The organism is Gilliamella apis, from assembly GCF_030758615.1.
Lineage (GTDB): Bacteria > Pseudomonadota > Gammaproteobacteria > Enterobacterales > Orbaceae > Gilliamella > Gilliamella apis_A.
On the sequence record NZ_CP132381.1, the window covers coordinates 2,239,186 to 2,251,909 of the forward strand.

The window sequence follows — 12,724 nt, forward strand, 5'->3', positions numbered from 1 at the left end:
TAGATAATTTGTTGCATATAAAAATATAGGAATATGACACATGAAAGAACTATTAAAACAAATCACTATATTATCTTTGTTGTTTGCTGCTCCATTATTTGCCACCCCAAATACTGAAAATATATCCATATTTAAAAAACAGAAAGAAGTTTTAAATGATGGAATAGAATATTTAACTTACTCAGCAGATATTGATGATGGTCGCTTTGTATTTATTATTAATAATTATTCTGATAAAAACGATTATTCCAGAGAAGCGGTCGCAAGATATATCATCGGTAACAATATTTATCGTGTAGTTTCGGTTGAGTTTTGTGTTGATGAATCAGATCTATGTGGTGAGTTATTTACATTGTTAACTACGGTAGAAAAATTTGCTGATACTTTTTATCGAGGTGAAGAGCCTACAGATTACATTTGGAAGATCACTTACGTTAAAAACGATAAATTAGTCACTATTGAAGAATTTGCTACAATACCTAAAGTAGGTGATTTGAATGATTTTGTTGGTAAAATTCCTTCAGATGAAGAGGAAGATATGGACTCTTCTATAAAGTATAATGAACAAGATATTAATTATAAACCATACATTCTAGACTGGAGTTATGGACCTAAAGTCAAACCATAATATAGAAAGCTAATTTCATTTTAAACTGTTCAAATATAAACCAACAAGGATGAACTTTCTAACTGTCTTATTTTAATGATACCTTTTTAAATAGTATAAAAAATGCAAACAATTGTTTGCATTTTATTAGTTTAAAGTTGATAGCTACCATTTATAGCTAAGCGTTCCAACCACACTGCGTTCCGCACCGTAATAACACCAATAACTACAACCTGATATATATTTTTTGTCGGTTAAGTTAGTTGCATTAACTTGTACTGACCATGATTTATTAAACTGATATTTAACCATTGCATCCCATAAGGTATAACTAGGTACACTTTCATTTGGATAATAGACTTCATCAACAGTTTTACCAATATAACGAAGCCCTGATCCAACAGTTAACCCATCAAACTGACCATCAAATTTATAATTTACCCAAGCTGAAGCAGCATGTTTTGGAATTAATGAACTACGTGTTGTCAATGAAGCTGTTTGATCTGTTTTAGCATGAGTGTAAGTATAAGCAAAATCCATATCTATACTTTTAGTAATATCAGCCTTTATTTGTAACTCTACACCTTTACTGCGTGTTTCTAATGTTTGTGATGCTTGCCCTGTCCCATTAGAAACAAATGAATTCTGAGATTTAATATCAAAATAGGCCAGAGTGAATGTACCATTAAACCAATCAGGCTCATACTTCCCCCCTACTTCCCACTGTTTTGCTTCATAAGGTCGATACATTGTTTTGTTGACACTATCATAACCATACACTGGCAAAAATGATTCTGAATAATTTATATAAGGTGCGATATTACTATCAAAAATATACATTAAACCTGCATTGTAGGCATTGTGGTTATAATCACGATTAAAATCAGAACCACTCCAGTATCCATCATTTTTTATTTTGCTATGACGCATACCTTGATTGAAAATCAGTTTATTATCAAAAGTCAGTTTATTTTGTACATATGCACCTAATTCTTGTGCTTTTAATTTAAAAGGCGAATAACTACCTGTAATATTTGAATGGGTTAATCTTGGTTTAAAACGATTCACTGTACTAGCGCTGCCACTAAAATTATTTCCACTCATATTGGTATTTAAATAATCAATTCCAATTAATAATGTGTCTCGCCAATTTCCATATTCAAAATCTTTAGAAAGGCGATTATCAATTGTATGAGTATTGTTAATACCTATTTGAGAATATGCAAAACGTGAATAATTTTTTCCATCAACTGTTGGTGTGAAATCCATACCATAAACACCTGATAAATCTAAATCTTGATGAGCATATTTATAGTTTTGTGTAAAAACAAATCCATTATTAAATTGATGTCTAAATTCATAACCGACTGTTTCTGATTTACGATTAAAATTATCAAAATCTTTATCACCATAATAAGTATCCCTTGCTACTTTCCCATATTTAGAATGAAATAGCGTGCCATAAGCAGGGAAAAATCCATTTTCAGGAATGCCAAAATCACGTTGGAAACTTGATAATAAAGTTAAAGAAGTTAGTTCATTTATGTCCCATGTTAAACTTGGCGCAAAATAATAATGCTTTAATCCAGTTTTAGTTTGTTGTCCATTTTCATCTCGATAGGCACCCACTACTCGATATCGTATATCATCAGTTAATATGCCACTATAATCTCCATTTATTCCTACTTGTGCATGTGTTCCATAAAACACATTAACTTCACCAGCCGGAGTATTTTTGGGGCGTTTGGTTATCATATTGACAGTACCGCCAGGTTTAGATGAACCATATAGTTGAGAACTTGCGCCCTTTAATATTTCTATTTTTTCCAGTCCGAAAATTTCAGGTGTTGAACCAAAATAACTATAAGTAAATTGAGGCATACCGTCTAAAGTAAAAGAAGCATCTAACCCTCTAATTTTCAACCAATTTGTTCGGCCATCATGACCATATGAACTATTCAATACGCCAGAAGTATAAGATAGTGCTTCGTCAACTTTTTTATAGTCTTTATCTTTAATCTGCTTTTCATCAATAGAATCTGTCGATTGCGTATCATAAAATTTGACCGTGCCTGTTTTAGCCATTGAACCAACAACTTCCATTGTATCGGTTGTTTCAGCATATGCGATGATAGGTAAAACAGATAATATAGAACAAGCTAAAATGCGATTTTTAGGTTTAAAATGAGTTGAATAACTCATAGTTTTCTCCTTTTTGGTGATGAACTGAGTTCATGTAGTTGATCATTGAACTCCTCAATAATGCCATCAGTATGCTCAAAATATTGTTATCATGACTAATAGCAAAAATAGTATGACCATATGGTTTAAAAGTTTGCAAAAAAGCCGACATTATCAAGAACGCCTTATTAGATAGATAAAGCAAGACCCACCAATCAGTGATGCCATAACTCCTGTCGGAATTTCATAAGGAAACATAATATTACGACCTAACCAATCAGCAGCGATCATTAATATGCTTCCAATTAGCGATGACATGAGTAATTGGTTACGGATGAAATGAAAACCAATAATCCGAGTCATTAATGGCGCAAGTAGACCAATGAAACTAAGTGGTCCAATTTGTAATGTGGCTAAAGTAATTAAAATGGTCGAAACGACAATTAATAAAAAACGGACAATATTGCTATTCATTCCTAATGCATTACTCATATTTTCTGGCAATTCCAACAAGCTTATTGACCGTGAAAATATTAATAATATAAATAAAATGAATAATGCTACTAAAAATATCACCACACTACTTAGTAGCCCACTACTGTATGTTGATCCCGATAACCATATTAATAAATATTGAATACGCGGATCGCCAGTAACTAAAAATAATTGAATCAGAGCCGTTAAAAAAGCGGCAAAAGCTATTCCCGTTAAAACCACTTTTTCAGGTTGGAATTTATTTTTAATATTAATTGCAATAATAAATAAAAAGGTCAGTAGAGCACCCAATAATCCCGGCAACCAAAGTGGCATGATGTCAGACCCCATCGTCATAACTGTGACAATAATAGCAATAGCTGCACCTGAGCTAATACCTAACAAATCAGGGCTAGCCAGAGAATTATGGGTCATGCATTGCAGTAAAACGCCACACGTGCTTAACATGATTCCAGCCGAAATGGCGGTGATAATTCTTGGTAATTTAATGTTTATAAGAGAATGATTCCAACCAGTCGATATAAAACCGTATTGTGTATTACTGATTGTTAAACTAAACCATAATAATATTAAGATTATTAATATCGCTAATATCCAGTGTCCCCTTGTTTTTATAGGCGTTAATAAATCACATCGAGTTAAAGAGTTATTACTTGATATACTAATTGTTGTAGGTAATGCTTTGAAAATTAAATAAAGTAATAAAGGTGTTCCAATAAATGCACTGACTGTGCCGACAGGCAAATAAAAAGAACAATAGAACTGGATAATAACTAAAAGACAATCTGTTAATAATAAAATTAATCCTGCTGTTGTATATGAAAAGAGAAGCTTGTGCCAGGCTTTAGTTAACTGCAATTGATTAATCATGGTAGCTGCGGCTAGGCCGATAAATCCAATCATCCCGACTAAACTTAGTGTTATAGCACATAAATAAGCGACAAACAAAATACAGACAACACGGATCACCACTACCGGTACACCTAAACTTTTTGCTTGAGTTTCACCTAATTGCATAACTTCAAATGCGCGCAATAATAAAATCAGGATGGAAAATGCAATCAAAGAGACAATAACTATCTGTTTGACATCATGCCAACTATCTTGAATTAATGAGCCAGCTTGCCAAGCAAAAATATTTTTAGCCGCTTCAGGATGGAATATAACTAATGCTGTGGCTAATGCTCCCAAATATAAATTTAATATCAAACCTGACAGTAGCATTCTGATTGGTAAAAATTGATTACGATAAGACATCATAAACACAAGCAGTAAACTGGCAAGTCCACCAAAGAATGCAATCATTGCACTACTTAACCAAAGTAATAATGATGGTATAAAAAGATGAGTGCCCAGTAGGGCAATATAAGCACCGCTACTTACAGCTAACGTTGAATCAGAGGCTAAGGGATTATAAGTAACTTGCTGTAGAATGATGGTACTAATACCTAATGCCCCTCCAACCAATAAAGCCATAGTAAAGCGAGGTAACCAGTTATCGACAAGAATTATACGTTTTAATACACTTACTTGAATTAAATCAACTTGCAAAAAAGGCTGATGTAACTCATGCACAATAATCCAAACGATTGCTATCAGTGCAAGTAAAAAAAGAGATAAATTAATTAAGATGATTTTCTTCAATGCCGACATACAATCACCATGTATTCACTGTTTGCTTAGTTAAAGCGTTAGTTAATGAATAACTAAACCGTTGCATTGAAGGTAACGCTCCAAATCCCCACACGGAGGGTAAAATATAATAATTTCCCTGCTGACTAAATGGCAACTTTTGCCATAATGAATTCTTTTCTAATTGCTGATTAACATTAGCTGGATAAGGTTTAACAATAATAAGACTCGTATTTTTAGGTAATGTCGTTAAGTCAATTAAACTAATTTGACTAAATCCCCATGCATTTGTCGAATGTTGCCATGCATTATCTAATTTCAATTTGGTTAATACCACACCATATAAACTATTGGCGCCATAGATACGTAATTGATGAGAATCAATAAATTGCACAACTGCATAGGACTGTTTTGGTATTTTCTTTAAGCGTTGGATATTATCGGTAAACTGTTTTTCGGTCTGGCTTATCAATATCTGAGCTTGTGTGGTTTTATTGACTAGTTGCGCTAATTTTTCTGTTGTTTGCACGATGTGCGACCAACTTGTACCTTCATTTGTGTAAAAATCAATTGCAGCTAAATTTATGGGAATAATATTTTTAGGGATCAGATTTTGTGTCCAAGTTGAATTTATCAATAGAGTCGGTTTTAAATTAGCAATCACTTCTAAATTAGGTTGTGATCGTAACCCTAAATCAACAATATTATCATTTAAGACAGGTTCACTTACCCACGTGGCATACTCTTTTGTATCACCTACTCCCACTAACGGTGCTTGTAAAGCTAATAATGTTTCTGCAATAGTCCAATCCGTAGTGATAATTCTAGTTGGGTTATCAAATTGTGCATAATCCTGATTACTATCAGGTAAATGCGTTATCCATAAAATAGAGCTTACAATCACAAGGCTAATTAGGGTTATTTTGAACTTCATGCTAAAGCAACCTTATGACTTCGAGTAGGATGATCAATGATCTCAAAATGAACACCATAAATTTTCTGTAAAATCGATGGTGTAATCATCTGTTTTGTCGGTAAATCAAAAATTAAGTGACCTTGTTTAAAAGCTAATAGCTGGTCACAAAACTCACTGGCCAAATTAATATCATGAAGAACAATAATAGTGGTTATTCGATGCTTTTGGGCCAGCTGTCGAAGTAATTTCATTACTTCAATTTGATAATTAATATCTAACGCTGAAAGAGGTTCATCAAGTAAAAGATATTGACTTTGCTGAGCTAAACACATGGATAACCAAACTCGTTGACGTTCTCCTCCTGACAGTGAGCTTAAGTAGCGTTCTTTAAGATGTGCAGTATTTGTTTGTATTAATGCTTGATCAACAATTTTATAATCTTTTTCCGTATAGCGATCAAGTACACCATGCCATGCAAATCGCCCTAATTTAACCAGTTCTTTAACCGGCAGATTAATGTCAGTAGGCAAATATTGTGGTAAATAACTCAGTATTCTCGCGAGCTGTTTATGTGAATAGTGAGTCAGTTCTTTTTCATCTAATGTGATAACACCAGATGTTGCGGCAATTTGCTTTGCTAATAATTTAATAAATGTCGATTTGCCAGAACCGTTATGACCAACAATACCATAGACAAGCCCTGGTTGAAATTGAGTCGTTACATGATTAACAACAAGGGTATCTTGAATTTGGTATTCAATATCTTGAGCAATAAGCATACTAATTTAATTATCCATCCAATTACGCTTTAAAGTTATCCTATCTACCTATTCTGATACTATTTTCCCATTGTTCGACTTGCATAAAATGCATTTAAAAATGCCAATACTATTGAGCCGATTACAACTGGAAAATAACCAAATTTTTGTGCAAGATAATAACTTAGTGATATTACGATAAATCCACATATAAAACTTGGCGCTGATTGAGCATTACAAGCAGTAGAACGTGCCTGTGAACTATCTGAGTTGTCCATTATGATGGCAGTAATCGCAATAGACATTAAAGGTAAACTAAAGAAGTAAAGAAAACAGGCTAAATAGACATTAAAAATATTAACATAACCTAACGAGATCGGGATGAATGCAAGTAAACCAAAAGCATGAAAAAGTAATGAATATGTTAAACTTTGTTTCCTAGATAATCGCTTGAGGATTTTTGCAACTAATATAACAGCCACTAAGCTAACAATGGATCCAAATACTTTTAATAAAATAGCAATATCTGATAATGCCCAACCATCATCGACAAGTATTGGTGATAATAGATTATAAGCCGGTAAGAAACTAAACGGCATAAGTATCAAAATAATTAACCAATTAATTCTACCTTTCCAGATGATAATCAGATCTTTCCAATATTTAGGATCCATATTTTCATATATTGGTTTATTTTGACAGTAACGGTACTCTTCAAAAAAGAAAAGTTGAATTAATGTAAATCCAATTAAAATAGCAATTAATAATAAACAACCCATCCAACCAATATAGGCATAAAGTAGTAAAATTACTCCGCCACCTAAAATATTACCTATCATAGAACCACTGGTTTTGATACTTGAAATTAGATAACGTTGCTGAACTAAAAAAATATTACAGGCTAATCCTGATATGGCTAATTCTTGAGTTGCAGTCATGGTCGAAAAAATAAAAATGATGGGTAAAATGATATAAAACTGTTTTATAGGATCTAACAAAGCTATAAAGATTAAGCATACTAACATTAGCGTTAAAGAGATAAATAACCAATTGCGATAATGAGATATTCGTCTTTTTAAATATTTATCAATAACAGGTGCCCATAAAATTTTTAAACCAATTGGTAACATCATTAAAGGAATAAGACTTAATTGGTCTAACTCCATGCCATCTTTTCTTAGGATTAAAGCTAAGGCGATAGTCAAAAAGCCAATACCAACATATTCTGTAATATAAAGACTTACAAATAATAACCATACATTTTTAGGTAATTTAATTGTTGCTTTGTCATTCATTTACTAATTTTCCTTTTGCAGTACCTATTTTGTGGTCATAATATTTTCATTAATACCATTCTTTAGTAGTAAAAAATAAAACAAATTTAGACCTTTCGTACATATAATATTTAACTGATTTATCAATAGTTTATTTGTGCAGAAATACCTACTTGTCGTGGTTGCTGATAAGTGCTATATCGAGAATATGAGGACATAAGGCTTACTATGTCAATTCACTACGTTGTCCCCCTTCGCCAGTAACAGTAATTGTCTCCAATTTATCTTTTTCATTATCTTCCTTGATATTTTTAATTTTATTTTCAGCTAGAACAATAGAGCTATAACAGCTTATAAGGCACAAGCTAAATAAATTAAATTTTGCAGTTATTTTTTTCATCCGAATCGCACAGTTGATAATGATTTTCATTTGCGATCATATAGATTGGAAAATAAGCTGTCAAATTACTGTTTAAAAAAAATCAATATTATTAAATTAACTTGATTTTATTCAGAAGGAATAACTAAAATTTATAATCAAGTTAAATGATATATAAAATAAAAAACCCTAGTTAAACTAGGGTTTGATATGTAGACAGATGAATTAATCTAAATGATTAACTATTTTTTCTTAGCTTTACTTTGATACTCAGCATAATACTCTTGAGCAAGTTTTCGCATTGATAAACCAATCGCTGCATATTGATATTCATTTAAGTTGGCTAATGAAGCTCGAGCCGAAGGATGTTGTACAGCAAATCCTTTACCTGGCAATAAAACAACGCCAGCTTCATCGGCAATTCTAAATAACATTTCAGATGGATTTTTATTTTTTAAGATCCATTTAGCAAATTTGTCATCATAAAGCTCACGACAAATATGTTCTAGATCAATTAAGGTATAGTAATCAACACTATTTTCATCAGTATGATGCGTAAGTCCTAAATGTTGATATAACGAAGCCGCTCGACGACGGATCAATGATTTTAATGCTGCTTTATAACTTTGATCGGTATCCATCATTTCACACAATGCAAATAACACCATTTGTACTTGTTGTGGAGTTGAAAGCCCAGCGGTATGATTTAGTGCAACTGCACGACTATCGGCCACTAAACGATCAATAAATTTTAAATTTTCAGGATCAGTTACAATAGAACTATAGCGTTTATCTAAAATTTGTCTCGTTTTGCTAGGCAATGCCTTAATTTTTTTATCGAATATATTATCACGTGCTGTAGCAATAACACCTAAACGCCAACCAGTTGCACCAAAGTATTTAGAAAATGAATAAACTAAAATCGTATTTTTTGGACAAATAGCAAACAAAGATTGGAAATTATCGGCAAATGTGCCATAAACATCATCAGTTAAAATAATTAAATCAGGACGTTTTTTCACAATATCAGCAATGATCTGCAAGCTTTTATCATCAATTTTTACTGATGGGGGATTAGATGGATTAACTAAGTAAAAAGCTTTAATAGTAGGATCTTCTAATTTACGTAATTCAGCTTCTGGATATTGCCAATTCGCATCAGGATCAGAATTAACTAATACCTCTACTAATTGATAATCATTAAGCTCTGGAATTTCTAAATATGGTGTAAAAATAGGTGCGCCAATCGCAATTTTGTCGCCTTTTTCGATTAAGTTATTTTCTTTCATAGAATTGAAAATATAAGCCATTGCTGCAGTACCACCTTCAACGGCAAACAGATCAAGATCATCACGACCAAGATATTGTGCTCCCATTTGTGTAAGCACATATGCTTTAACTACCTCTTCGCTAAAGCGTAACATTCTATCTGGTACAGGATAATTACAACCTAAAATACCTTCCACCATCTCTTGTAAAAATGCATTTTCATCTAGGCCGAGCTGATCGCGAATATAAGAAAATGCTTTACCTAAAAATGACACGCCAGGTGTTTGATAATTTTGACGAACAAAATGTTCAAAACGACCAGTTAAACCAGCCTTAATTGGCATACCACCAACACCTTCATTCATATATGAAAATGACATTTCGGATTCTTGTAGCGCAAAAACACCAAGTTGAAAAAATGCTTGTCGTGGCCATGTTGCCAAAAAATTAGGATTACCACGCCCTGCATTTAACATCACACGGTCAGTATGGCTTTGTGCTAGTTTAATTAAGTTATCTTTCAATTCAAAAGGACTTAAATTCGCATATTTTGCATATTCATTATTACTTTTCATAACCATGTATCCTTAATTTGAGATGTCAATTAAACAAAAGCAACAACTAATGGTCCCAATAATGTTAGGAAAACATTAGCTAAAGCATAGGTAATAGCAAAAGAATTGGTAGGCGTTGAGTTACCAGCTTTATTAAGTACTTCACCAAAAGCAGGATTCGCACTACGAGAGCCAGCTAAAGCGCCAGCAAATACCGCTGAATTTTTATAACCTAGTACATACTTGCCAAAATAAATGCCAAGTAACATCGGCAATAAAGTCACTACAACACCAATTAAGAATAATGAAAGACCTTGATCTTTAATCGTATTAATGGCTTGTAAACCTGAGCTAAGACCAACCACTGCTACAAAGCCAGCTAAGCCAAAATCTTTAAGTAGTTGCACAGCTCCGGTTGGAATATTTCCAACAGTTTGATGCAAGGAGCGATACCAACCAAACAATAATCCTGATAATAATGCACCACCACCTGCACCTAAAGTGATTGGAATATCACTGACTCTAATCACAATAAGACCAATTATAAGTCCAACAACAAGACCTAAACCATGGAATATCCAATCAGTTTTTTCACTTTTGGTAATCGGCGCACCAATTCTATCTACTACACGTCTTAAGTCACCATCAGTACCATAAATAGTAATGACATCACCTAACTTAAATACCATATCATTATTTAATGGCAATGGTTGTCCATCACGATGAACAGCAATTAAATAAATACCATGCTTTAACTTCATCACTTCGTCAGATGAAAGCACTTGCGTTAAATTTTGACCGACATATCGAGTATTACGCATTTCAACATCTTGAGTATTCATCACCACATCCATACCTTGTGCTGAATTCACTTCTTCACCCAATAAATCAGCTGCAGCAATCATGGCATCCCGATGACCAACAACTAAAATAATATCTTTGGCTTTTAATAAGGTTTCAGGTGCAGCTTCAATAATACGATTGCCACGTTTGATTCGTTCAATACTAATACCATTAATAACCTTTTCTAAACTTTCAACGGTTTGATTAACCTTATTAGTAATTCGGTATAAGCGACCAGTTACATCAGACAAAGCAAAATTCTGGCCATTACCTAATAAAAGCGAACCATGTAATTGTTCTGCTTCGGCCTGAATTGCATCATCATTAATTTCACGCCCCATAATTTTCGGCAAAATATTTACACAGACAATAATAGCGCCAAGTGAACCGAAGATATAAGTCACAGCATAACCAATGGTCACATTACCTTGTAATCTGCTTAACTCTTCTGGACTTAAACCTAGCTGAGTCAACGCGTCAGATGCTGTACCCATAATAGCTGATTGTGTTAATCCTCCTGCAGCTAAACCAGCAGCAAGGCCTTTATCTAAATTGAATAATTTGGCTAAAACTACTACCGTTACAAAACCAGCAACAGCAATAAATAACGCTAAAAAGATTTCACGCAGAGTTTTAACTCCTAATGAACGGAAAAATTGTGGTCCACTTTCGAACCCGACAGCATAAATAAATAGGGCGAAAAGCACAGCTTTAACGCCAGCATCGACAGTAACACCAAATACACTTAATGCCACTGCCACCAATAATGAACCAGCAACGCCACCTAATTGAAATTTACCGATTCGAATTCCACCAATCAAATACCCTAAACTTAAAGAAAGAAATAAAAGTATTTCGGGTGAATGCTTAAGTCCATCTAAAATCCAATTTGAAAGCCATTGAAACATAATAATTGTCCTCAAGTGCTAAGATTTATGAAATAGAAAAAGATAGAAAAGAAAAGATTGGAACTTGAATAATATTCATACTTATTTATGAATATGGATATATTTTAAACTTCAATACCAAGAATAGATAGTTAATTTTAACGATTAATATTATTGTCAGTAATGAAGTAAGGCGTGATAATTGATTACTGCCAAAATTGATCAAGTTGTAAAGGAATAACTTGCACATTGCCAACTATTGGATATAAAGAAGCCAAAGACAACCGATATTCATTGGCAAAGCTTTGACTATAAACGAACCAGCTTGTGTGGTTAATTTCAACGATCTCATCATTACAAAAAGGGAATGGTAACTCAAACGAAGATGGTGAAAGATAAAACCCCTGCCCTTGAGCTTTCATAATTGCTTCTTTTAATGTCCATAATTGAAAGAAATCAAAATGTGGATTATTAAGTGCAATTTGATACTCATTTTCAGTCATAACATTCTGATAATCAATAATGTTAATTGGCGTAATATATTCAATATCAATGCCAACTTCGCCATTAGTACTATATACACAAGCAACCCAATTATGAGCATGTGAAATATTGAAATGTCCTTGCATTGAATGAATAAATGGTTTTCGATAAGGACCGTAATCAATGACGGGTAAACAGGATTGTTCAAATTTTTCATGACGATGCAAAGAATAAAGCAACAGCAGTTTGCCAACTAAATTGCGACATTTATCTCGATCAAATCTAAATTTCTCGATATCTAACTGTGCAGAGTGGCTAAGTATTTTTTTTTGATCTTTTAAAACAGACCACGACAGATTATTGATATTCGCTAAATAAATAAAGTTCATTATCTTTACCTAAAAAGCATCCCCTTAAAATAAGATTTTTTAAGGGGATAATTAACA

General features: G+C 33.1%; 10 protein-coding genes. 1 reads left to right on the forward strand and 9 read right to left on the reverse strand.

Annotation, left to right across the window (positions count from 1 at the left end; genetic code table 11):
* The first annotated feature begins 40 nt into the window (after positions 1-40).
* Positions 41-628, forward strand: a complete 588-nt coding sequence (locus RAM17_RS10415; RefSeq protein ID WP_110447333.1) for a hypothetical protein — start codon at positions 41-43, stop codon at positions 626-628.
* Positions 629-772: 144 nt separating this feature from the next.
* Here the strand turns inward: RAM17_RS10415 and RAM17_RS10420 are convergent, their stop codons facing one another.
* From RAM17_RS10420 to RAM17_RS10460, 9 genes are all read right to left on the reverse strand, one after another.
* Positions 773-2,809, reverse strand: a complete 2,037-nt coding sequence (locus RAM17_RS10420) for a TonB-dependent siderophore receptor (RefSeq protein WP_110447332.1) — start codon at positions 2,807-2,809, stop codon at positions 773-775.
* Positions 2,810-2,962: 153 nt separating this feature from the next.
* The gene (gene fhuB, locus RAM17_RS10425; protein ID WP_110447331.1) at positions 2,963-4,936 is read right to left on the reverse strand and encodes a Fe(3+)-hydroxamate ABC transporter permease FhuB; all 1,974 of its coding nucleotides are present in this window, start codon (positions 4,934-4,936) and stop codon (positions 2,963-2,965) included.
* A 4-nt stretch (positions 4,937-4,940) separates the two neighbouring features.
* Positions 4,941-5,849: an iron-siderophore ABC transporter substrate-binding protein gene (locus RAM17_RS10430; protein WP_086363301.1), complete on the reverse strand. Its 909-nt coding sequence runs from the start codon at positions 5,847-5,849 to the stop codon at positions 4,941-4,943.
* Positions 5,846-6,610 carry an ABC transporter ATP-binding protein gene (locus RAM17_RS10435; protein WP_086363302.1) on the reverse strand — a complete coding sequence of 255 codons (765 nt, stop codon included), beginning with the start codon at positions 6,608-6,610 and terminating at the stop codon, positions 5,846-5,848. The genes RAM17_RS10430 and RAM17_RS10435 overlap by 4 nt, the downstream gene beginning before the upstream one ends.
* Positions 6,611-6,669: 59 nt before the next feature.
* Positions 6,670-7,884 carry an MFS transporter gene (locus RAM17_RS10440; RefSeq protein WP_086359347.1) on the reverse strand — a complete coding sequence of 405 codons (1,215 nt, stop codon included), beginning with the start codon at positions 7,882-7,884 and terminating at the stop codon, positions 6,670-6,672.
* A gap of 205 nt (positions 7,885-8,089) precedes the next feature.
* Entirely contained in the window at positions 8,090-8,263 is a 174-nt protein-coding gene (locus RAM17_RS10445; RefSeq protein WP_181414628.1) for a hypothetical protein, read from the reverse strand.
* 221 nt (positions 8,264-8,484) lie between these two features.
* Positions 8,485-10,086, reverse strand: a complete 1,602-nt coding sequence (locus tag RAM17_RS10450) for a bifunctional aspartate transaminase/aspartate 4-decarboxylase (RefSeq protein WP_086363303.1) — start codon at positions 10,084-10,086, stop codon at positions 8,485-8,487.
* 29 nt (positions 10,087-10,115) lie between these two features.
* On the reverse strand, positions 10,116-11,816 hold the full coding sequence (aspT, locus tag RAM17_RS10455; RefSeq protein WP_110447329.1) for an aspartate-alanine antiporter: 1,701 nt from the start codon (positions 11,814-11,816) through the stop codon (positions 10,116-10,118).
* A 185-nt stretch (positions 11,817-12,001) separates the two neighbouring features.
* Positions 12,002-12,667, reverse strand: coding sequence for a 4'-phosphopantetheinyl transferase family protein (locus tag RAM17_RS10460; protein WP_110447328.1), 666 nt, complete (start codon positions 12,665-12,667; stop codon positions 12,002-12,004).
* Positions 12,668-12,724: the final 57 nt, after the last annotated feature.

What these genes read in the sequence shown, in the direction of transcription:
- aspT (WP_110447329.1), bottom strand. Translation starts at nt 11,816, where the DNA reads ATGTTTCAATGGCTTTCAAATTGGATTTTAGATGGACTTAAGCATTCA.
- RAM17_RS10430 (WP_086363301.1), bottom strand. Translation starts at nt 5,849, where the DNA reads ATGAAGTTCAAAATAACCCTAATTAGCCTTGTGATTGTAAGCTCTATT.
- RAM17_RS10450 (WP_086363303.1), bottom strand. Translation starts at nt 10,086, where the DNA reads ATGAAAAGTAATAATGAATATGCAAAATATGCGAATTTAAGTCCTTTT.
- RAM17_RS10415 (WP_110447333.1), top strand. Translation starts at nt 41, where the DNA reads ATGAAAGAACTATTAAAACAAATCACTATATTATCTTTGTTGTTTGCT.
- RAM17_RS10420 (WP_110447332.1), bottom strand. Translation starts at nt 2,809, where the DNA reads ATGAGTTATTCAACTCATTTTAAACCTAAAAATCGCATTTTAGCTTGT.
- fhuB (WP_110447331.1), bottom strand. Translation starts at nt 4,936, where the DNA reads ATGTCGGCATTGAAGAAAATCATCTTAATTAATTTATCTCTTTTTTTA.
- RAM17_RS10440 (WP_086359347.1), bottom strand. Translation starts at nt 7,884, where the DNA reads ATGAATGACAAAGCAACAATTAAATTACCTAAAAATGTATGGTTATTA.
- RAM17_RS10435 (WP_086363302.1), bottom strand. Translation starts at nt 6,610, where the DNA reads ATGCTTATTGCTCAAGATATTGAATACCAAATTCAAGATACCCTTGTT.
- RAM17_RS10445 (WP_181414628.1), bottom strand. Translation starts at nt 8,263, where the DNA reads ATGAAAAAAATAACTGCAAAATTTAATTTATTTAGCTTGTGCCTTATA.
- RAM17_RS10460 (WP_110447328.1), bottom strand. Translation starts at nt 12,667, where the DNA reads ATGAACTTTATTTATTTAGCGAATATCAATAATCTGTCGTGGTCTGTT.